The following is a 21,257-nucleotide window of genomic DNA, read 5'->3' as shown; positions in this document are numbered from 1 at the left end:
ATAGTTATGTATAACAAGTAGTGATTAATGTTCAGTACTGAAATTTTAACAATTAGAAATGGAGGGTTTGGCATGGAAGTGAATGTTCAGTTTAAAAAAGGTGTTCTGGAATTATGCTGCCTTTTCCTTATTCAGAAGAAAGATCAATACGGATATGAGCTGGCGCAACATGTTTCGCAATATGTGGAAGTTGCAGAAGGTGCGATTTATCCGGTATTACGTCGGCTTGTCAAAGAGGGGTATTGTGATACGTACTTGAAAGAATCGACGGAAGGTCCATCGCGAAAATATTATCAACTAACTGTCAAAGGTGAGATTTATATGAATGAATTAATGTTTGAATGGAAAGATTTTGTGTCGAGTGTGAATCGATTATTTAACGAAGGGGGAGAGAACATTGGATAAAACACAGTTTCTAAACGAATTAGGAGTAAAACTAGCAGGTCTTGAACCTGAGGAAAGATTTGAAATTTTAGCGGATTACGAGGAGCATTTTGCGGCTGGCGCGGTTAGTGGCAAGTCGGAACAGGAAATCGTATTTGACCTTGGTAGTCCGGATGAGATTGCACGAGATATTTTAGCGGGACGCGGGGAAGCGGCTGTTGAGGAAACGTATTATGTGCCAAGACCAGCGCCAACGAAGAAACGTGGTGCGGCGGGACAATTTGGTGTTTTCTTGGCGATGTTGATTCCTAATATCGTTGTTTACTCATTATTGCTTTCTTTTTGGGGAGTAGTTCTGGGAGTCGCGGGCTCGGCGCTTGGCTTTTTCTTAACGCCAGTTGCTTTTATTTTGGATGTGGTAGTGAATCATTCGTTTGTACTTTATAAATTTTTCGCAGTGATTGCTTCGCTTGGACTTGGTTTCATTTTTGTCGTATTGACGATGTGGCTTGTGAAGGCGATGGTTCTGGCGACTGTTGGGTATACGCACTTCAATATTCATTTGATGAAGGGAGAGAGAAAGCATGTTTAAAAATAAAGTAAAATTACTTATTATTGGTGCGATTCTTCTTGTCATCGGTGGCATTGGGGTTGCATTTACGTTCAATAGTAACAATGTGGTTGACCGTGGGACGGCGTATAATCGCGAATGGAAACTTGCTGATGGCGATATTTCGCTGATTAAATTGATGGGCGATGAGGACTTGCAAGTGAGTGTCGCAGAAAGCACGAACGGGAAAAACTACGTGACGATGAGTGGCAGTCTTTCAAAAGACACGATTAAGCGGTTAGATAATAGTGTGAAGGAAAATCAAGATAGCTTGACGATTAATGTAGAGAACAAGCAGGAATGGATGAGTTTTCTAGATTTCAAGATTTACGGTGAGCAACAAGTGACGATTTACTTAACGAAAGACGCGAAATTGGCGCAGTTGGAAAGCAATTTGAATTCGAGTGACTTGATGATACAAGGCGTGGTTGCGGATAATGTGACGCTAACAAGCGGTTCTGGAAGCATTGAAGCGGCGGATTTAAAGGCGAAATCGATCAAGGCTAAGAATAATTCGGGAGACATTGAATTGCGCAGTATCGCGGGGAATGTGGACGTGACGAATAGTTCTGGAGAAAGCGATGTTTTAGGGATGAAAGGTGATAACTTGAACGTGTCGTCAAATTCAGGAGACATCGAAGTGAAACAAGTGAAAGTAAATACGGCCATGTTCAAAAATAGTTCGGGAAGTATTGACGGCGAACAGGTAGAGGGCGTTGTGAAAGCAGAGAATAATTCGGGGGATGTTGATTTGTCGGATCTGTCGGATGAAACAACAGTAACTAATAGTTCTGGAGAAACCGATTTGTCATTCCTTGATGTGAAGGCGAATGTGGCGGTAAATGCGGATTCTGGTGACGTATCGATAGAAATTCCAAGCACTTTTGATGGATTCCTTGATTTGCGTAGTAATTCTGGCGATATTAAGGCGCCAAATTCGAAACCAAGTTCAGATCGTGTCATCAAAGTTCGGACTTCTTCAGGAAATATTAAAGTCGAGCAATAAGTAGGAGCTGTAATGCAATGAAAGTGTATGTTATTTTAACGAAAACAACGACGATTCCGGGGAAGATTATTCAAAAATATACACGTAAACCGTTCAATCATGTGTCGATTAGTTTGACGGAGGATCTGTCGGAAGTTTATAGTTTTGGGCGGATTGGTAAGCGGAACTTTTTGAACGGTGGTTTTATTAAAGAGGATGTGCGGAGCGGTGTGTTGGAGAAATCCGCCACCGCGATTCTCAGCTATGAAATCACGCCAGAACAACAGGCGCGGATTCAGCGAGAATTGGATTGGTTCCGGTTTACCGTCGATAATTACCGGTATAATTTCTGGGGAATTTTAGGGTTAGTATTACGCCTTGATTTCTCTGCGCAAAACGAATTTTTCTGTTCGCAGTTTGTTGGGCATGTGTTGGAAGTCGCGGATATTTCTGTGGTTGGCGACACAGCTTTGCATTTCCTGCAGCCGCATGATTTCTTATATGAAGGTTTGATGGAAGTGGAATTTTGCGGGCGGATGGATGCCTATGTGAATCGCTTTGCAGTGGAAGAACCAGAATTGTTAGCGCTAGCTTCTGTGTGACTAAATGCATCCAAATAGGGTATACTAAGTGGTAACCTACAAGGATGAAAGGGGAAATCACAGATGACAGTTCAAATTAGAAAAGGAACGCTAGACGATATTGAAGCTATTCAAAGCATCGCTACAAAATCTTGGCATGACACATATGAAAAAATCATTCCGCGTGAAGTACAGGATCGTTTTTTGGAAATGTTTTATAATTTGGAGACGTTAAAAACGCGTGTTTCAGCGACGCCATTCGCGGTGTTGGAGCAAGATAATGATGTGATTGGCTTTGCAAATTTTATCGAGCTAGAAAAACGAAAAAGTGAACTGGCGGCCTTTTATTTGGTGCCAGGTATGAAGCATAAAGGCTATGGTACGCAACTTTTGGATGAAGGTATTAAATTGTTCGCGTTGCCGTTGCCACTATTCGTCAATGTGGAGAAGGAAAATACGAATGCACTGGCTTTTTATAAAGCACGCGGATTTGTCGAGTGGGATAAGTTCGAGGAAGACTTTTATGGGCATAAGCTTGAAACTGTGCGTTTGCAGTTGATTCAACATGTGGAAGAAGAGGAATAAATAATAAAAACGCTCAAAATCGGGAAATCTGATTTTGAGCGTTTTATTATTTTGTGGATGTTTTAGTTGCTGCTTTTCCGCTTTCTTTATGGCCGCCTCGGATGACGAAGAAGACCCATGAAAGAAACGCGCTAATAAGGCCGCCGAGCAATGAAATCATGATAATCATGAGCGTGCTAACAAGCTGTAAAATGCTCGTAATCACGACTGTGGCAACAACACCAAAAACGAATCCCCAAAGAATGAAACGTTTGGCGGTCGCATTTTGACTGAAACCATAGAACATTTCGGCTACTGTAGTACCAACAAGTATGAGCGGTGCTGCAAAGAGAATCGCTGCAAACACGAGCTGATACGTCATTTCACTGTACATAATTGCTTCCATCCCGATTACTGCTAGAATACCAAATATAAATACAGTTAAATAAGCAAAGATAAAACGCATGATGCATTTCCCCCCATTTCCACACATATTATATCATAAAAATGGGAAGGTTTCGCATCTTGGTTTAGTCAAATGTATTAAAAAGCGGGTCATCATCTTTGGCGACAAGGGCTTGAATACCACGGATAATGTTGAAAATCGCTAAGACAACAATCATAATGCCGATAGCAACAATCAAGCCAAGTCCAACAATACCAGTCACATTCGAACTGTTTGTGCTAACGCCAACGAAACTCACGAGGAACAAGGATGCGAAACCACCGATAGTAGGGAGAATATGTGTAAATAAAGCGACTTTTGCATGGTGTTTCGTAATTTCTGTAGCGCTGAATATCCATATAGCAACCGGTACGATAATCGGTGCGAAAAATAGGCTGAAGTAGCTAAGTGCATTTAATATTTTTTGATCTTTCATAATGAACAACATCCTTTCGTAACTTGTTGTCCTAAGTATATGACAGAATAGCACTCGCTAGCCATGGAATTGGGTGACAAAATCGCTTGTTATCATTACATTTTTGTAACCACGCGTTTAAGGTGGAGGACTTTGCTTTGGAAATCGCCTGAGATGTCTGGGTTTAAGTAAAGTCCGAATTTCATTAATTCCTCGCCAGAATAGGTTGTGTCACCGATTGCGTACGTATACTCCGGATTTAAATCACGCAACTGCAAGCGCAAGAAAGGTTCCGATGCCGCACCAAGAATTTTGAAAAAGAAAACGAGGGACTCTTCTTGATTAGGCGCAGTGAAACTCCAACCCGCAAAATTGCTTTCGTAAGGGCTAATCAGTCGTGAAAAGCGCCCAAATTGGATGAGCTGGCGGTGTTTTTTATACCAAGCGATGTCTTGTTGTACAGCGTCCAATGTTTCCTGACTTTCTTTATTTAAATCGAGCATGATACCAAAATTCGCGCTCATAGCAACATCTGCGCGGGTTTGTAGCGGCGTGATGCGTCCAACTTGATGGTTCGGACTTTCCGATAATTGCGCACAAATCATCACTGGCGGGAAAATCAAACTAGTACCATATTGAATTTTGATACGTTCGATGGCATCCGTGTTATCGCTGGCCCAGCTTTGCGGCATATAGTAAGCCATACCTGGATCAAAGCGCCCGCCACCACCAGAACAGTTTTCAAAAAGAATATGGGGATAGCGTTCGGTTAAATAGTCGATTACTTCGTATAAGCCGAGCATGTAGCGATGTGGGAGTTCCATTTGTTGTTGCGGTGTCAGGCCACGCGAGCCAATCTCCGTCATATTGCGATTCATGTCCCACTTAATGTAATCAATCGGCACCGCATCAAGGATTTCTGTCATTTGGCGAACAATTTCTGCCCGCACTTCCTGACGGCTAAAATCAAGCACGAGCTGGTTACGCCCAAGCGAAGTAGGGTAGCCATCCACATGAATATGCCAATCCGGATGCGCTTTGAAAAGTTGGCTTTGCTCTGAAATCATTTCCGGTTCGAACCATAAACCGAATTTCAAGCCACGTTCGTGAATTTGAGAAGAGAGGCTGACGAGTCCTGACGGTAATTTCTTGCGATCCACAATCCAATCTCCAAGTGACGTAGTATCATCATTCCGCGCTTCAAACCAGCCATCATCCAATACGAAAAGCTCTGCACCAAGCGCTTTAGCCCCGTCTGCTAAATTCAATAATTTCTGCTCGTCGAATTGGAAGTAAGTACTTTCCCAGTTATTAATTAAAACAGGACGCTCCTGCAATTGATGTTCGCCGCGCGCCAATCGTTCGGTATACAGCGAATGGAACGTGTGCGACATGTCATTCAAGCCATTTTTAGCATACACTAATACAACTTCCGGCGTTTGGAAAATGGCATTCGGCTCCAGTTGCCAGCCAAAATTATGTGGATTTATGCCAACCAAGACGCGCGTCTGCGAAAACGTATCTACCTCCGTACGAATCGTAAAACTGCCACTATACACAAAATGGAAGCCGTACACATCACCATGATGCTCGGTCGTATTTTTGCGAAGAAGGGCGATGAATGGTTGTTGATGGGTACTGCTGGCGCCGCGTTTGCTGTCTAAAACATGGATGCCCATCGCGAGTGGTGTTTTCACAATTTGTTTTTCGCGTGCCCATGCACCTGGGAGTTGAAGCAAGTCGAATGCGGCATCATCAAAGTCAACACAACTAGAGAGCGCGCGGTTTAATTGAATCGTGTGTTCCGACGTGTTTTGGTATTGCACGGATTTTGTGATGGCAGAACGATCCCGATAAATCGTATAGCTTAGCGTCGCTCGGATTCCGCGAATATCGTCTGCAAGTGTGATTTCCAGTGTTTGGGCCTCATCGTCCTCCAAAACATACGTCGCTGGCAAGCCTTCCAAACGCTTCTTCCCACTATAAATCGTATGACTAGCGTATTTAAATTGCGTCGCCTTCGTCCCATCCGGATGCGTCATTTCAAACGCTGGCTCCCGGTAATCCCCCGAATCAAATCCAGGAAACTCTTGTAACGCATTATCTAGCGAAAAAGTCGCATCATTTGTACGATAAGGGTTTGGCGAGAAAGACGAACGATCTTTCTTCGGATACGTATCCGACTGCGTGAAACTCCGAATCCGCTCACCCCAATAAACATGAACCAAGAACTGCTCCTTAAGCTCCATCACATAACTTACATCATCATTAAATAAATGAAATTGCCCTGTTTCTTCGTGAAAAATAATCGGCATTGCTGCGCCTCCTTTTTAATTTTTGGACCCTGTAGAAGCGACCCCTTGTACGAATTTCTTTTGGAAAATGATGAACAGAATCACCATCGGAATCGTTGCGATGACAGATCCCGCCATGAGTTGCGGATAGTTCGTTGTGTATTGTCCTTGTAGTAACGCCAAACCAGATGATAGCGGCATTTTTTCAGGTGACATGTTGACAATCAGTGGCCACATCAAATCTTTCCAAGCGAATAAAGACGTGAAAATGGCGAGCGATGTCAGTGGTGCTTTTGCAAGAGGTAGCATGATTTTGAAGAAAATTTGTACGGTATTACAGCCATCGAGTGTGGCGGCTTCTTCGAGTTCGTCGGGAACGCTCATGAAGAACTGGCGCATCAAAAATGTCCCAAATGCACTGGCAATCCCCGGAATAATAAGCGCGGTGACCGTGTTTACAAGCCCCATATCCGATACGAGCAAATATTGCGGTAAAATATACACTTGCCCAGGAATCATCATCGGCAACAAGACTAACAAGAACAAAATATTACTGCCTTTAAAGCGAATTCGCGCAAAAGCAAAACCAGCGAGCGCGCATAGTGCAGTGGAGACAACGACCCGAACGGCAATCATCACAAAGGTATTCCAAAAGAAATACGGGAACGGCAAAGCGTGCCAAACATCGGTATAGTTTTTGAAGCTCCAGTCTGCTGGGAATAATTTCGGTGGAAATTCGAGCGACTCCGATAATGTTTTAAAGGACGTTAAAATACTCCATAGAAACGGGACAATCATAACGATGGCGCCGATTCCGAGTAGTATATAAATGAAAATATGACTCGTTGCAATTCTTTTTTTAGGCATGATTTTTGCCCCTCCTTATTTGTAGTGCACCCATTTTTTCTGTAGTTTCATTTGAATCATCGTGATGACGAGAATAATCACGAGCAGAATAATAGCGATTGTCGCGCCGTAGCCCTTATTATTATTCGCAAACGTGTATTGGTAAAAAAGATATACAATCGATTCGGTCGACTTAATTGAAGGACTGTAACGACTAATCATCATCAAAATGTAATCAAACACTTGAAGCGCACCGATAAACGTCGTAATAACAACGAAAAACAAAGTCGGAGAAAGAAGCGGAATCGTAATCGTGAAAAATTGCTTCACAGGTCCAGCGCCATCCATTTCCGCCGCTTCATAAAAAGTTTTTGGAATATCTTGCAATCCGCCTAACAAAATAACCATATTGTAACCAACGAGTGACCAAATGCCGACAATCATAATCGACGTCAGCGCAAATTTAGGGTCACCAAGCCAGTCAGGTCCGTTAATACCAATCAACGATAACAAATAGTTAATCAGCCCATATTCCGAGTTATAAAGCCATTTCCAAACCATCGAAACCGCGACAGGCGCCGAAATGACCGGAATGAAATACACGACCCGGAAAAAGGATTTTGCTTTAATTTTGGAGTTGAGTAGGACGGCTGTGAGTAGCGATAAGAAGGTGCCAACAGGAACGGTAACAACGGTGAAAATCATCGTGTTGATGAGCGCGCGCCCAAGTTCTTTGTCATGGAAAGCCGTTGTGTAGTTAGCAATGCCATTCCAGACGGGTTCGCCAAGCCCTTTAATCGTGTTGAAGCTGTAATACAATGTTTGAACAATCGGCCAGACATTTAAAATTAATATGAGTAGCAAAGTCGGAGCAATGAAAATAAAAGCCCAGATTTGCTTATTTCGTTGCCACGATTTCAAAGATGTTTCTTTCATCAAGCTTCACTCCCTTTGATATGTAGTTTCCCAAATATACAACGCTCAGAGTCCTAAAAATAAGAACTCCAAGCGTCTTTGAAAAACTTATTTTTGGTTAGCGATGACGTCGTTGATTTGTTTCGCTAGTTCGGTACAGCCTTTCTTGGCGCTGATTTGGCCGGAGAAAATGTTAATCATCATGTCTTCTTCCATGCTTAACCAGTCCGCACGACTCGGAACCATGTAAGACGAATGGCCGTATTTCGCAGCATCCACAAATACTTGTGCGTCAATCGTTGGGAATTTATCGACATATGGTTGTTGCGTGCCATCATAAGCAGAAATTGCTGCACCAGATTTTGATTGAATGAGGTTGGCATCTTTACCGCCCATGTACTGCACGAATTTCCAAGCAGCATCTGGATTTTTTGTTTTGGCTGCGATCGAATAGCCCATACCTGCTGAAATCGTGCCATGATCTGCTTTCTTCGGCATTGGCGCAACACCAACATTTAGTCCGTCAATGGATAAATATTCACTGTTCATCCAAGAACCTGCAGTAACCATCGCGGCTTTACCAGATTCGAAATATTGGTCTGGCGTTGTGTTACTAAAGTCGGCGATAGAAGGGGAGTAGCCTTTTTTGATAAATTCAGTACCGTATTCGACAGCTTCGATCGTTTTTGGTGAATCATAAAGGCTCTTCTTGCCATCTTCAGTGAAGAAATCAGAACCGTTTTGATAAATCAAATTGTAAATGAAATTCTGCCCATTATTCGGCGCTAGCATACCGTAAACCCCAGCCTTTTTGTCAGTCAGTTTCTTCGCGGCATCCATCCAAGTATCCCAAGTCCACGTGTCATCAGGATAAGAAACCCCAGCTTTGTCAAACAAATCTTTGTTATACCAAAGCGCAACGGTACTATTATCTTTCGGAATTGCCAGTTGTTTATCGTCTACTTTTAGCGCGTCCACTAAGTTCTCAGGATATTTCGTCATGTCGAACTTGTCCGCTTTAATCTTGTCATTCAGATCAAGCAACGCGTCACCTTGTGCATATGTGAAAATTTGTTCTGGCGACATCCAGAAAACGTCTGCCATATTCCCGCCAGTTGCCGCTGCTTGTAATTTTGTCCAGTATTGATCCCATGGTGTTAGCTCGACATTGACTTTAATATCAGGATTTTCTTTCATGAATGCTTTTGACATTTCTTCCATGGCGGGTTTCTGGTTAGCATCCCAAAGTGCTAGAGTAATCTCGTTTTTTCCTGATGACGAGGCTTTATCAGATCCAGAAGATCCGCAACCTGCCAGCCCAACTGCTAAAAGGATAGTGAAAAAAATGGCTAAAATTCTTGTTCTGCGTGTTTTCATTGATTATTCGTCCTCTCTACTCCTATTTTTGGAAAGCGCTTACTTATTCGGTGTTAAATAGCTATTTGATAAGCTAATTATAGGTAAATAGCCGTTTTTTTCAAATAGATTATGTTGCTAGAAAGATGGATTATTTTCTACTTTAGGCTAAATTGATACGTTGTTTCGGAATAAAAGGGCTGATCTGGTTGCAAAATAATATTTCCGAAGTTAGGATGATGAATCGCATCGGGAAGTTGTTGGGTTTCTAAGGCGATTCCAGCGTACTTGGTTACTTTTTGACCCGTGGACAGGGTGAAGTCTTGATTGAAATGGTTGCCCGTATAGGCGATAACCGCTGGAGCTGTTGTTATGATGCTGATTTGTCGACCTGTGTCCGGATGCGTGAGCGTTGCGGCGGAATGTTGTTGGTTGTTCAGGATGAAAGGGTGATTTAGTCCTTGTGACTGCTGAATATCGCGATGGTTACTTGCAAGGACAGCCTGTAACGGTGTCGCAGTTCGCAAATCAAACGGGGTGTTTTGGACATTTTTGATTTCGCCAGTTGGTAAATTTTCAGCGGTTAAAGGGAGGTACGCATCACTTTGAATTGTGAGCGTGTGATTGTGAATCGTATTTTCCTTACTCCCAGCTAAATTAAAATACACATGATTTGTCGGATTAAACAAAGTGGTGGCATCCGTTGTGGCTGTGTACGTGGTGCGCCAATTGTTCTCATGGTCCAAACTATGACAAACCGTCGCCGTTAAATTCCCTGGATAGCCATTTTCAAAAGCAGGGCTATGATACGTAAAACGAACACCAACACGCGTTTCTTCTTGAAAAGGCTCGCCGTCCCAGAAACGAGATTCAAATCCGATTGTACCGCCATGGCAATGATTGTCGCCCTCATTTTTTTCAAGTGGAAAAGTCCATTCGCCGACGCGGATACGCCCAGCAACACGCCCGATAGTCGCACCAAGATAGGTTTTTTCTTTCGTATAATCGTGCGGTGTCGGCAAACTCAAAATAATATTATCCATCTCCCCGCGAGAATCAGGTGTTTCAATCGCGATAACCGTCGCACCATAATTCATAAAACGCATAGAAATCCCGTTAGTATTTTCCAACTGATACACTTTCAATGAAATTCTCCTTTCAAAAAGAGGAAGGCGAACTAACGCCATTCCTCATTGATTTAACAAAATGATAGATGTCTAATCGCGCCTTGGTGATCTGGTCGAATGACTAAAATCCCTTCCAATAACTCACGTGCTTTTTCAGTATTCCCGAGCCCAATATTGCCAAGCGCCATCAAATACTGGCAGTAAATCGTGTTATTTAACTGAATATCATCATCAAAAACAACCGTATTCGGCATTGAAACCGCGAAATAATCATAAGCAACCGTATCAAATAAATGCTTCTCGCCATAACTCACGAGCTTATGGAAACAAGACTTCGCCGCCGCTGCATTACCTAACGCCCCATGAGCCCAACCTTGATACAAAATCGTATCCGCTGGCTGATCATTATAATACAACACACTTTCAGGTTCGAACTTTCCTTGCGTTGCTTGCAAGAACGAGGAGGCGGCTTGTTCTTCCTGCCCAAGTTTTGCATATGCTTGCGCTAAATAATAATAGCTAATCGTATCGCGAACATTCGCCAATTTTCCTTCACCCAAGTTATCGGGATACGCAAAAGTCCGTTCTAACAATGCAACGGCCTCTTGCGGTGCCGAGTCAATTTTTTGTTTTGCAAGTTCAATTAACGCATACAAATACTGTCCGCTAACCTTACCTTCGCCGCCTTCCCACGGGTGAAACTTCCGATTTAGCAATAGATCAAGCGCTATTTCATAGTCACCACGCGTATTCAGAAGCGAAATATACGTAATAAATAAATCGTCACGTGTTTTTGTAGTCACCATATTATCTTGCAATGCCGTCAACCGATCCGAAACCGACGTGCTCTGACTTGCTGCCAGCTGATCGCGTTCTAAGAGCAGTCGCCCATCATCAGGGTCAAGCGCACAAGCTTTCTCAATACTTTGAAGCGCCTTCATCGCGTCATGCTGTTTATTATAATAAGCAAACGCCAAGTTCCGATGAACCGTTGGGAAATCTGGATTAAGCGTCGCACTACTTTCCCAAAGCGCCACCGCATCCACATATTGTCGCTTGTCATAATATAAATTACCAAGATAATATTTCGCAAAACTCGCATCAGGACAAAGCGCAATAACTCGTTGCAAAATCAAAATTTCATCCAATTTATTCGGGAAGCAATAGTCTGGCGAAGCCTTCTCCGCCTCCTCAATCCAAGCTAACTGATCCGCATGTTTTGGCGCCATATAAGCCAAGTAATAATATTTCAAAGGACTCGCAACAGGACATTCTTGCAAAATTTCCATCGCTGACTGCCGATCTCCAAACGACGCATAATCAAGCGCCAACTCCAAATAATTATTCAAGGAATCACGCATTGCCGATTGCCAAGCAGGTTTTGCCGCTACATCCAATTTTGCCGCTTCAAACAAACTCCCTAAATCAAGCGCATCAATGCCCAAGTTAGCCGCTACAAGTGGAGTCACAGCCAAATTCATCCGTCTCGAAATATAAACCTCAAGCACGCGCGCCTTCAAATGATGCTGATTCTTCACAATCGCCCGTTGAACAAAAGCCAACGCACCATCCCAATCCGCTCTACGACTCGCAATACAAGCCAACTGATAAAACGCCGCGGCTTGCGTATCATCATTCCAAGTCGCCTTATAAAACGCATCATACGCCTTCTCATCATCACCGAGCTTCACATAAGCCAAACCAAGATTGAAAAGCGGTTCGCCGTAATAAGGATTCGGACTTTTCCAAGTCAGCGTGTCCACTGCGTTCTGGAAATAATCTCTAGCTTGCGCAAACAAACCACGACGATACAAGAACATCCCGTACCCATTGTTCAACCGAATATCCTTCGCATCACGTCTTAAACCTTCCAAATAATATTGTTCCGCATCAAGCGTCGCATGGCGATATTGCTCAATGTGCAGCGCTGCCAAGAACAATTCCTCCGTCGTCTTCATGTCAGTAGGTGACACAAGCGCTTCCGCAGGCTCCGGCAATGGCTGCAATTCCTCTTCCTTCAGCGCATAATTCACCAACAACTGCCCATTCGCATCACAAACACGGACAGTCAAATCATCGCCCGCAACGTCCAGAACCTTATGATAAAACAAATCAGGCGAAAGGTCTACACTATCCGCAAAAATCGTTTTTTGACCCGCAGTTAACGTAATTTGGGCCCCTATAAAAACCGCAGAAGCATAAATCGTAAGCGTCGTTGATTTCCCGTCACTCTCCAAATTCACCGAAGCATCCACCGTCGCATTTTTAACCCGACCAACGCCTTTATAAGGCATGAAATACTGCTGAAAAGTCTTCTCCTCATACGGTTTTAACCAAGTAAAGTCCGGCTGATTATCCGTGAAAACTCCCGTCATCAATTCAATATAAGGCCCGTCATCATCCGTCAAATTCCGATCCCAAGCCCGTCCAAAATCGCCGTTCCCCCAAGTCCACTGCTTCTTACCAGGTGACACATGATGATCCGCGATATGTAGGAGTCCCGCTTGCTTTTGCTCATCATAATTCCCGATAAAATCATAATCCGAGTGATGCGCCATGTACGACGTCGGAACTTGGATATTCTTATACATCGAAATATCCACACCTTCCGAATAATCAAACTTATAATACGTCCCCGTCGCAATCGGAAAACTAGAAACCGCCCGCTTCCCGTGATCCATCACAGCATGCACATCCGGCGGAAAAACCGATATCGTGTGATCATTCACAGGCACCGCCGGATTCGCCCACCAAAGAAACGTCTGCGGAATATCCGTCCGATTATACACTTTCCCCGTGATTTCAATATAGGCCTTGTCCGGATAAAGCGTAAAACCAGCCGACCCCCTCGAGCCATACATCTGATCAATCTCGCTCGTCCAAACCGTCTTACTCCCGTCCTCATTCGCAACAATCGTGTACTCCACCGGCATAAACGTACTAGGACGATGATGTTGCGGCCAGTTAAACTCAATGCCCCCAGAAATCCAAGGCCCCGCGAGCCCAACAAGCGCAGGCTTAATCACATGATTATAATAGACAAAATCATAATTATTCGTCTTATCCGTCGCCCGCTGAATCCGTCCACCAAGCTCCGGTAAAAGCATCACTTTCAAATATTCATTTTCCAAATAAACCGCCTTATACGTCTTGTCCACCTTATCATCCGCAATTTTCTCCGTCACAGGAAGCGGATACACCTTGCCGCTACTTCCTTGATACACCCGTTTTTCAAAAAAGAGCGGGTTCTTATCAGGCGCCAAAGCCTCATACGTTGGGATCACAATTTCCTCTTCCCAGACACGCACTGTTTTCATTATTCAACACTCCAATCCACATGTAATAATTCAAGAATACAGCGAATCCAGGCGATTAAACATAGCGAAAATTATGTCATTGATGGACTATTTTACTTTATTTGATATAATAAAAAAGAAAGCGAGGCGTGCCAAATGAAGAAAAAAGATGGCTTCAAAGACGAGAAATACATTGCCCTACCAATCAAAAATGAAATCGATTACACCAAACACCCACTGATCAACGGCACCTACATAACCGAACTAGGCCTATACCCATCCGCCAAATACCACTATCGCGAACGAATGGAAGGCATCGATGAAAATATTTTTATCTATTGTATGGAAGGAAGCGGCGTCATCGAACTACTACACAATAAAATTATCCAACTAAACGCCGGCGAAATTTTTTGCATTCCCGCCAAAACACCGCACCGATACTACGCCTTATCCGAAAACCCATGGTCCATCATCTGGATTCATTTTGTAAGCGACATGATGGATTTATTTGGCGACGACAAAATCACCATTTCCTCCCCAGAAAAAAAGCATTTACTCCAAACCCATTTCATCAACCTACTCCAAATCTCAGAAAAAGAATTCAGCCAACACCATTTCATCGTCATTTCCAAACTCCTATCCCTCATTCTCGCCGAAACCTACTTATTAGAAGACAAAGTTTCCTTCGACAAACAAAATCAATACTTATCCAAATGCATCCGCTACATGAACGAAAACATCAACCAAGAACTCACACTAAAACAACTCGCGCACCACTTAAAAATATCCCAAAGCTACCTAAGCACCATTTTCAAAAAATACACCCAACAATCACCCATCGAATTCCTTATCCACCTAAAAATCGACCAAGCATGCAAATACATGAAAATGACCGACCTAAAAATCTACGAAATCGCCAAAAAAGTCGGCTATGAAGACGCGTATTATTTTTCAAGACTATTCAAGAAATACACAGGCCTCTCACCAAAAGTTTACCGAGCTCAGATGGAAGAAGAGACTTTCAAGCAGGAGTCGAAATAATAAGGGAAAAATTGCTTTCGCCCAGAAATCATTACACACTTAACTCTGAGCGAAAGAAGTTTTCATGTACAGCCACTAGCCTATAAAAATAAAAAAATCAATGTAAGCGTTCTCTTAGGCGGATTAAAAAAAAGAATGTATTAAATTTATCTACATACTAATGCCACAATCTTACGTATAATTAGGATGTAAGCAACTAGAAATGAAATACAGAAGAGAAATAATTCTGGTTAAGTAAAGTATAGGGATAAGTTGTATTCTTAAAGAAAGGGATTGGTAGTAAATAAACTGGAAAACACAGTAGATAATCAGAAATGTCACTCGAATTGTCTAATCAAAATAAAAAAATTCATTCAAAGGAGAATTAAGTTATGAAAAAAAGAAAACAAATCGCAGCATTATCATTAGCCGCAGGATTAGCTGTTATATCCGAAGGAGATTTTACGGAATTTTCAGGAAACAAAAAAGTAGCTGCAGCTGAAATTGCGAGCAGTGTACCTGTAACACCAAATTTGATTGGAGGCGAAGAAGCTTCTAGTTTGGCTGAAATTCAGCCCAAAGCAGCAGCCAACACACAGGGTCTTAATTACAAGAGTACACGCGTCTGGGGGACAGCTCAACCAGGAGCGACTATATCAATAACGCACTATAGATTTCATGCAGGAACAGTTGCAGAAACGCATTCAGCTACAGCCGATAGTGAGGGAAATTGGACAATAGACGTTACGGAGTTAGAAATATCAGATGCTTTAAGAATTTCTTTCCAACTAAATGGCTCACAATACGAATCACAGAATATTGTGATAAATATACCACTCATTGATGTAACCAAAGTAAAGCCTGTAACATCGAACAGTACGAAAGTGTATGGAGAAGGTGCCATTCCAGGAGCAACTGTGGAAGTAGCGTACTATGGTGCTGGAGGCCAGTATTTCTCTGAAAAGGTTATAGCAGATGCCACAGGACATTACGAAGCAACAATAAATCAACTACCAAGGAGAAGTAGCATTTCTGTTAGGCAATCAGTGGTTCGCGCTGGGAACACACTCTCATCTACTTGGGTCTTTCTATCTGTTATACAGGGAATCGACAGTCCAGTAGTCAACGCGGTATCAAACAACGATACAAAAATCACTGGATATGGAAAAGCAGGTGCACAAATCCGTGTGAAAGACCGAAATCGAAATGAACTAGGAACAGCTACAGCAGACGAAAATGGACAATATGAAGTTACTATTCCAAAACAAGCATTAGGTACTAGATTATTAGTAACTCAAGAAGAAAATATTGGAGTTGTGGATGTCAGTGAACCAGAAAGCGTAACAGTAGGACAAGAAGCGCCAGAAGTAACATCAGAATTAGCAGATGGAATGACTACAGTTGCTGGAACCGCATATCCAGGAGCAGATATTACAGTATGGACAGGTGGAGCAAACATCGCTGCTACAACAAAAGCAGATGCATTAACAGGGCAGTGGTCTGCAACGGTTCCAGCTTTAGTAGCAGGAAATGCAGTTCAAGTTCGAGCATCACTTGCATTCAATCAATATAAAGATAGTATTAGATACGCTATTAATTTAGGAAATCCAACTGATATTCGAGCTATAGTTGCCGATGGAAAAACCAAAATTACTGGTAAAGGAAGCCCAAGCGCAACAATTAGTATCAACTTAAAAACAACAATAAATAGAGTACAAGATTTAGCTACAACAACTGTAGATAAGGATGGCAAATTTGAACTGACTATTGAACAAGCACTAGATGCGCAACAATTACTCATTACACAATCTAAAAATGGTTTGAGCAGTGTCTCTACAGAGTTTACCGCTGTCAAAGGATTAGATAAATTAAGCGACATTGGCACAGTTACAACTAACAGCACAAAAGTAACTGGAAAAGGCAGTGCAGGCGCAACTATCAGCATCAAAGTAAATGGAACAGAAATTGGTACAGGCCAAGTAGACGCTAGTGGTGACTTCATAGCGACTATCACGAAACAAGCGGAAGGAACAAAGCTAACGTTAACCCAACAAAATACAGAAAATGAAAGTGCACCCGTAGAAGCAACAGTAGTTAAAGGGATTGAAAAAGTAACAGAAATTAACAAACTATCTTCACACAGTACAAAAGTGACAGGTAAAGGAGTCGCTGGGTCGACAATTAGCGTGAAGAATAACGGGACAGAGATTGGTACAGCAACAACAAGCGACAGCGGGGAGTTTGAAATAACTATTCCAAAACAAGCAGAAGGCAGCAAGCTCTCGATTACACAATCAAAAGCAAGTGACGAGAGTGAAGCAGTGGAGGTAACAATTATCAAAGGCTTGGCGGCTCCAATCATTAATGATTATTTCATAGGTAACGCCTACATCCGAGGAACAGCTCCAGCTGAAGCGGTAAAAATTGCTTTAATTGTAGACAACAAAGAAATTAGATCTGTGAATGTAGCAGCGAACGGCTCATATAGCATTTACGGAAATGACGTAGCTGCACTCCAAAAAGAAGGAGCGACATTCAGCATTGTGGCGCGAGATAGTAATAACTTAGTTAGCGAAATTGCAACTAGCGAAGTGAAGTCTGTTCTAGAACCAACCCTTAACCGCTATCAAGTAGGTCAAGCACATGTTACTGGATTAGTAGCCGAAGGAGTTACAAGAATTGCAGTATACGACAAATCTGGGAAAATATTGCGATATGGTCAAATTAATGCCGATCGTACGTTTAAGATTTACGTAGAAGATAAAGAATCTTTCCGCGTTGCAGGAGAGAGTTTTACAGTTAGAGCTTTCAATGCAAGTGGTGCAATTAGCAGCCCAGTTCAAGGAACGGTTGAAGCGCATGGTCTTGTAGCACCAACTGTTAATGACTTCTATTTAAACTCAGCATATGTCAAAGGGACAGCATCCACAGGAGCTACTAGAGTGCGCTTGAGTGTAAATGGTGTAGCTATCCGTGTAGCTGCCGTTTCATCGGATGGAAGCTATAGTATTTATGTAAATGACAGAGCAGAATTAAAACAAGTGGGCGCAACATTTGAAATTAGCGCTTTGGATGGAAACAATGTAGCAAGTGAGCCCGTGATTGGAGTAGTAAAAGGTCTGGAACCACCAGTTGTTAATCCGTATCGAGTAAGTCAGAGTTATGTTACAGGGACTGTGAGTAAAGAAGTGAAGAGAATATGTATTTTTGACAAGGCAGGAGTAATATTAAAAAATGGACAAGTGAATGAAGATGGGACATTTAAGATTTATGTGAATGGCATTGAAGCACTTCAAGTAGTAGGAGATAGCTTTACGGTCAAGGCTTTCGGCGAAAATGGATCGGTGAGTGATGGAACAGTAGGTATTATACAGGCTAAATAATACTTATACATTCTTTCAACCTATTAATAAACGACTTACTATGTGTTTTGATAAAAAATACATTAGCAAGTCGTTTATTTATGTTTAATTAGCGTGACATTCTAGGAGATAGATAGTGCAAGTTAGTAACATAAGAAAAGGCTATTCTCCAGTCTTGATATCGCCAGACCTTACAAAAATGTAAGGTCCTTTATTGATTTTGTAATATTATTCACATGTTCGTATCAAGTAGAAAGTGTATACTAATACAAGTAATAAATGCTTGTTTAAAGTGAAATAGAGAAGTGATAGAGTGGGGTTCTAATAAGAGGAGTGAAAATTATGTTAGAGGTGTACGACTTTTTAACAACTTCCCAAGGATTAGCACAGGAATATACAGAAACAATTCATTTTAGTGAGGATGAGATAATTTATCAGTACGATTGGTCAAAGAATAATCATTTTTTACTAATGAGACAAGGGGTCGCTAGAATTGAAATTTATCGAAAACGGCGTTGGGAATTTGATACTTTCATTTCTATTGATGAATTCGGTGGCATAGAGAACCTAATAAAAAATCGACTTTTTAGTACGAACATTAAATACCGAATTGTTGCAGCATCAGATGGTGAAGCGTTGATGGTAGATAGAGAGTTTTTCTTAGATCATATGTACGCCAACCCCGCTTTATTTCATAAAGTACTTGAAAACGTAACATTACACCAAATAATGACGGCCCATAATTTTCGTGAAAAGAAGTCGCCGTTGAAACAACGTCTGGCAGATATCGTATTAGAATTTATCATGTTTGCTTCTGTACCTATCAAAGATAACCATGTGACGTTGCCATTTACATTTTCAGAAGAAATAATCTCCTCTGCACTAAAAGTTCCAATCCATCATATTCAATCAATATTGAATTTTTTGGAAAAGGAGAAAATAATAACCAGAGAACATGAATTTGAAGTAATCGATTACGTGAGGCTCGGCAAACTATCGAATCTTAACCCTGAAACATGTCGCAACAATACCTTTGGAGAAGTAGATTTACAAGAAGCAAATTGAAATGCCAAAGCCAATAAAATAGTATGCCAGTGTATGACGAGCCCGCTAAGAGAACTTAGCGGTTTTTTTGAGCAAAGTGGAAAATTAGTATTTTTATTTTTTGTATAATAATACATAAAGAGGAGTATGCACTAATTAACAAAAAACAACTAAGAAAGCGCCATCTTTTCATATAAATAGCCAAATATGTTTGGATTTTATCTACATACCTCGATGTCTATATTATGTATAATTATTGTATAGGGAGGTTAATGGCTGATAAAATATTTTGTTTTATAAAAATTCATTATTTATAAAAATATGAAAAAGAAAGGAGTAACTATGAAAAAATTAATACTATCAGGAGCTTTGCTAGCTTTCGGTATTGTTTTATCCGGTTGTGGCGGCGATACGGAACCGAAAAAGGAAGAAAAAGTAGCCTCGAGTGAGCATGAGAAACATTTGGACTATGGTAAACAAGCTGACTGGGAAGTAGAATCAGGAAAATTTCAATCACCAATTAATATCGATACCACAAAATCAACCTCTATGAAAGATGCGGGGAAATTAGATTTAAACTATAATGATAAAGTGCTAAATCAGGTCGATAATGGACACAGTATACAGGTAAATGATGAGGGCATTGCTGAAATTAATGGTCGCCAATTCGAATTAAAGCAATTTCATTTTCATGCTAAGAGTGAACATACGCTAGATGGAGAATATTATCCGCTAGAGGTTCATTTTGTAAATCAATCACAAGCAGGGCGTTTGGCAGTAATTGGTGTGTTCTTTAAAGAAGGAAAAGCAAATCCAGGATTTCAAGCTATCTTAGAGCATATTAAAAAGGGGCAAGAAAGTCCTTCAGCAGAAAGCGTTGATGTAGCAAGCATGTTACCCAACAACCGGACATACTATCACTACCTCGGCTCATTGACAACCCCACCGCTTACTGAAAATGTAGAATGGTATGTAATGGCAACACCAGTAGAAGTATCACAGCAGCAAATCGAAACTTTTAATAAGTACTATGATGGAAATAACCGCAAAGTACAGCCTTTAAGTGGTCGCTCGATTTTAAAACACGAAGAATAAAAAAAGTCTCTGAAGTTGGTTAAGAATAGTCAATTTCAGAGACTTTTTCATAGATTAGATAGCAGGTGTAGCAGTATTTTCAATGAGTGCCAAGTGAAGATTAGATAATCGTTTGAGTCGTGCAAAATCTCTAATTATAAATTGAGGTAATCTGCTGATTATTTGTTGCTCTTCTAGAAACTCCAAAATAGCGAAAACGTGATGAGAAGGGGCTCGAAGCACACTAACTAACATAGACTCAGCAAAATAATCTGGAAAGCTAACTTGGTTATCCAATATTGGGAGAGAATTAATAATTGCAAATTCCAATAGAATGTCGGCAACGCGCTGCTTTAAAGGTGACTTCTTTTCTCGAAAATTATGAGCGGTTAACACATGGCGTAAAGCAATGTGTTCTAGCACTGTGTGGAAAATGGTGGGATCCGCATACATGTGATCCAGAAAAAAGTTCTTATTGACTAAAAAAGCAGTTCCTTCGGATGCACCAACGATTCTATATTTCATAGAGCACTCATATTTTTGGGAGTTGAGCAAATTTTCAATTCCGGCAAATTCATCCTGGGCAATAAAAGTTTCAAATTCCCATCTTCTTTTTCTGTAAAATTCTAATTTTCCGACACCTTTTTCTATTAGTATAAATTGGTTGTTTTTTACATAATCATATTTATGAATAATTTCGTTATCATGAAAGGTAATTTTTTTTGTATATTCCTTTGCTAATTCTGGTGACGCGGTTAAAAACTCACAAATAGCCAACATAGTCTCGCTCCCTTCGATTAACAGTAAAAAGCTTACGAATATTAACACTGTTCATACTTACATTCTATAGTACTTATCTATGAAAATCTGTAGACAAAAAACAACTTTTTTATATTGGAAGTAGCATTAACGTCAAGCTAATGATAAAAAAACGAATAT

18 protein-coding genes are annotated in these 21,257 nt (G+C 41.3%); 9 read left to right on the top strand and 9 right to left on the bottom strand.

The genetic code is table 11. The annotated features are described in order from the left end of the window. Positions 1 to 72 precede the first annotated feature (72 nt). The 5 genes from EP57_RS12050 (at position 73) to EP57_RS12030 (ending at position 3,145) form a co-directional block, all read left to right on the top strand. On the top strand, positions 73 to 405 hold the full coding sequence (locus EP57_RS12050; RefSeq protein WP_036087072.1) for a PadR family transcriptional regulator: 333 nt from the start codon (positions 73 to 75) through the stop codon (positions 403 to 405). Continuing rightward, positions 398 to 976: a DUF1700 domain-containing protein gene (locus EP57_RS16560; RefSeq protein WP_052167670.1), complete on the top strand. Its 579-nt coding sequence runs from the start codon at positions 398 to 400 to the stop codon at positions 974 to 976. The genes EP57_RS12050 and EP57_RS16560 overlap by 8 nt, the downstream gene beginning before the upstream one ends. Then, positions 969 to 2,000: a DUF4097 family beta strand repeat-containing protein gene (locus tag EP57_RS16555; RefSeq protein ID WP_052167669.1), complete on the top strand. Its 1,032-nt coding sequence runs from the start codon at positions 969 to 971 to the stop codon at positions 1,998 to 2,000. The genes EP57_RS16560 and EP57_RS16555 overlap by 8 nt, the downstream gene beginning before the upstream one ends. A gap of 17 nt (positions 2,001 to 2,017) precedes the next feature. Beyond that, positions 2,018 to 2,581 (top strand): hypothetical protein, encoded by a 564-nt coding sequence (locus tag EP57_RS12035; RefSeq protein WP_036087071.1) that lies wholly within the window; start codon positions 2,018 to 2,020, stop codon positions 2,579 to 2,581. Between the two features lie 63 nt (positions 2,582 to 2,644). Continuing rightward, on the top strand, positions 2,645 to 3,145 hold the full coding sequence (locus EP57_RS12030; protein ID WP_036087069.1) for a GNAT family N-acetyltransferase: 501 nt from the start codon (positions 2,645 to 2,647) through the stop codon (positions 3,143 to 3,145). Between the two features lie 46 nt (positions 3,146 to 3,191). Here the strand turns inward: EP57_RS12030 and EP57_RS12025 are convergent, their stop codons facing one another. The 8 genes from EP57_RS12025 to EP57_RS11990 all read right to left on the bottom strand — a co-directional run bounded on the left by EP57_RS12025 (position 3,192) and on the right by EP57_RS11990 (position 13,839). After that, positions 3,192 to 3,590 carry a hypothetical protein gene (locus EP57_RS12025; RefSeq protein WP_036087067.1) on the bottom strand — a complete coding sequence of 133 codons (399 nt, stop codon included), beginning with the start codon at positions 3,588 to 3,590 and terminating at the stop codon, positions 3,192 to 3,194. Between the two features lie 64 nt (positions 3,591 to 3,654). Next, the gene (locus tag EP57_RS12020; RefSeq protein ID WP_036087065.1) at positions 3,655 to 4,005 is read right to left on the bottom strand and encodes a magnetosome magnetite crystal formation protein family; all 351 of its coding nucleotides are present in this window, start codon (positions 4,003 to 4,005) and stop codon (positions 3,655 to 3,657) included. Positions 4,006 to 4,100: 95 nt separating this feature from the next. Further along, entirely contained in the window at positions 4,101 to 6,299 is a 2,199-nt protein-coding gene (locus EP57_RS12015) for an alpha-galactosidase (RefSeq protein ID WP_036087064.1), read from the bottom strand. Between the two features lie 15 nt (positions 6,300 to 6,314). Then, entirely contained in the window at positions 6,315 to 7,145 is an 831-nt protein-coding gene (locus tag EP57_RS12010) for a carbohydrate ABC transporter permease (RefSeq protein ID WP_036087063.1), read from the bottom strand. A 15-nt stretch (positions 7,146 to 7,160) separates the two neighbouring features. Further along, a complete protein-coding gene (locus EP57_RS12005) occupies positions 7,161 to 8,060 on the bottom strand; it encodes a carbohydrate ABC transporter permease (RefSeq protein WP_036087062.1) in 900 nt (299 codons plus the stop codon). A gap of 87 nt (positions 8,061 to 8,147) precedes the next feature. Continuing rightward, positions 8,148 to 9,416, bottom strand: coding sequence for an extracellular solute-binding protein (locus tag EP57_RS12000; protein WP_036087059.1), 1,269 nt, complete (start codon positions 9,414 to 9,416; stop codon positions 8,148 to 8,150). Positions 9,417 to 9,553: 137 nt separating this feature from the next. After that, a complete protein-coding gene (locus EP57_RS11995) occupies positions 9,554 to 10,534 on the bottom strand; it encodes an aldose epimerase family protein (protein WP_241480729.1) in 981 nt (326 codons plus the stop codon). Between the two features lie 59 nt (positions 10,535 to 10,593). After that, positions 10,594 to 13,839 (bottom strand): DUF5107 domain-containing protein, encoded by a 3,246-nt coding sequence (locus EP57_RS11990; RefSeq protein ID WP_036087055.1) that lies wholly within the window; start codon positions 13,837 to 13,839, stop codon positions 10,594 to 10,596. A 135-nt stretch (positions 13,840 to 13,974) separates the two neighbouring features. Here EP57_RS11990 and EP57_RS11985 point away from each other — a divergent pair, with 135 nt between their 5' ends. The 4 genes from EP57_RS11985 (at position 13,975) to EP57_RS11970 (ending at position 20,339) form a co-directional block, all read left to right on the top strand. Beyond that, positions 13,975 to 14,859 (top strand): helix-turn-helix transcriptional regulator, encoded by an 885-nt coding sequence (locus EP57_RS11985; protein ID WP_036087054.1) that lies wholly within the window; start codon positions 13,975 to 13,977, stop codon positions 14,857 to 14,859. A gap of 371 nt (positions 14,860 to 15,230) precedes the next feature. Further along, positions 15,231 to 18,221: an Ig-like domain-containing protein gene (locus EP57_RS11980; protein ID WP_036087052.1), complete on the top strand. Its 2,991-nt coding sequence runs from the start codon at positions 15,231 to 15,233 to the stop codon at positions 18,219 to 18,221. A 321-nt stretch (positions 18,222 to 18,542) separates the two neighbouring features. Next, a complete protein-coding gene (locus tag EP57_RS11975) occupies positions 18,543 to 19,265 on the top strand; it encodes a cyclic nucleotide-binding domain-containing protein (RefSeq protein WP_036087049.1) in 723 nt (240 codons plus the stop codon). Between the two features lie 321 nt (positions 19,266 to 19,586). Beyond that, complete coding sequence (locus EP57_RS11970; RefSeq protein ID WP_036087048.1) at positions 19,587 to 20,339, top strand: carbonic anhydrase; 753 nt, start codon at positions 19,587 to 19,589, stop codon at positions 20,337 to 20,339. A gap of 54 nt (positions 20,340 to 20,393) precedes the next feature. On the opposite strand, the gene EP57_RS11965 is transcribed toward EP57_RS11970, so the two are convergent. Beyond that, a complete protein-coding gene (locus EP57_RS11965) occupies positions 20,394 to 21,098 on the bottom strand; it encodes a hypothetical protein (protein ID WP_036087046.1) in 705 nt (234 codons plus the stop codon). Positions 21,099 to 21,257: the final 159 nt, after the last annotated feature.

The sequence above is a fragment of the Listeria booriae genome (assembly GCF_000766865.1).
Taxonomy (GTDB): domain Bacteria; phylum Bacillota; class Bacilli; order Lactobacillales; family Listeriaceae; genus Listeria_A; species Listeria_A booriae.
Note: the sequence above shows the minus strand (reverse complement) of the source record. Positions and strands in the feature narration are given on the sequence as shown.

What these genes read in the sequence shown, in the direction of transcription:
- EP57_RS12000 (WP_036087059.1), bottom strand. Translation starts at nt 9,416, where the DNA reads ATGAAAACACGCAGAACAAGAATTTTAGCCATTTTTTTCACTATCCTT.
- EP57_RS11965 (WP_036087046.1), bottom strand. Translation starts at nt 21,098, where the DNA reads ATGTTGGCTATTTGTGAGTTTTTAACCGCGTCACCAGAATTAGCAAAG.
- EP57_RS11975 (WP_036087049.1), top strand. Translation starts at nt 18,543, where the DNA reads ATGTTAGAGGTGTACGACTTTTTAACAACTTCCCAAGGATTAGCACAG.
- EP57_RS11985 (WP_036087054.1), top strand. Translation starts at nt 13,975, where the DNA reads ATGAAGAAAAAAGATGGCTTCAAAGACGAGAAATACATTGCCCTACCA.
- EP57_RS12005 (WP_036087062.1), bottom strand. Translation starts at nt 8,060, where the DNA reads ATGAAAGAAACATCTTTGAAATCGTGGCAACGAAATAAGCAAATCTGG.
- EP57_RS12025 (WP_036087067.1), bottom strand. Translation starts at nt 3,590, where the DNA reads ATGCGTTTTATCTTTGCTTATTTAACTGTATTTATATTTGGTATTCTA.
- EP57_RS12015 (WP_036087064.1), bottom strand. Translation starts at nt 6,299, where the DNA reads ATGCCGATTATTTTTCACGAAGAAACAGGGCAATTTCATTTATTTAAT.
- EP57_RS11980 (WP_036087052.1), top strand. Translation starts at nt 15,231, where the DNA reads ATGAAAAAAAGAAAACAAATCGCAGCATTATCATTAGCCGCAGGATTA.
- EP57_RS11990 (WP_036087055.1), bottom strand. Translation starts at nt 13,839, where the DNA reads ATGAAAACAGTGCGTGTCTGGGAAGAGGAAATTGTGATCCCAACGTAT.
- EP57_RS12020 (WP_036087065.1), bottom strand. Translation starts at nt 4,005, where the DNA reads ATGAAAGATCAAAAAATATTAAATGCACTTAGCTACTTCAGCCTATTT.
- EP57_RS12010 (WP_036087063.1), bottom strand. Translation starts at nt 7,145, where the DNA reads ATGCCTAAAAAAAGAATTGCAACGAGTCATATTTTCATTTATATACTA.
- EP57_RS12030 (WP_036087069.1), top strand. Translation starts at nt 2,645, where the DNA reads ATGACAGTTCAAATTAGAAAAGGAACGCTAGACGATATTGAAGCTATT.
- EP57_RS16555 (WP_052167669.1), top strand. Translation starts at nt 969, where the DNA reads ATGTTTAAAAATAAAGTAAAATTACTTATTATTGGTGCGATTCTTCTT.
- EP57_RS12035 (WP_036087071.1), top strand. Translation starts at nt 2,018, where the DNA reads ATGAAAGTGTATGTTATTTTAACGAAAACAACGACGATTCCGGGGAAG.
- EP57_RS11970 (WP_036087048.1), top strand. Translation starts at nt 19,587, where the DNA reads ATGAAAAAATTAATACTATCAGGAGCTTTGCTAGCTTTCGGTATTGTT.
- EP57_RS12050 (WP_036087072.1), top strand. Translation starts at nt 73, where the DNA reads ATGGAAGTGAATGTTCAGTTTAAAAAAGGTGTTCTGGAATTATGCTGC.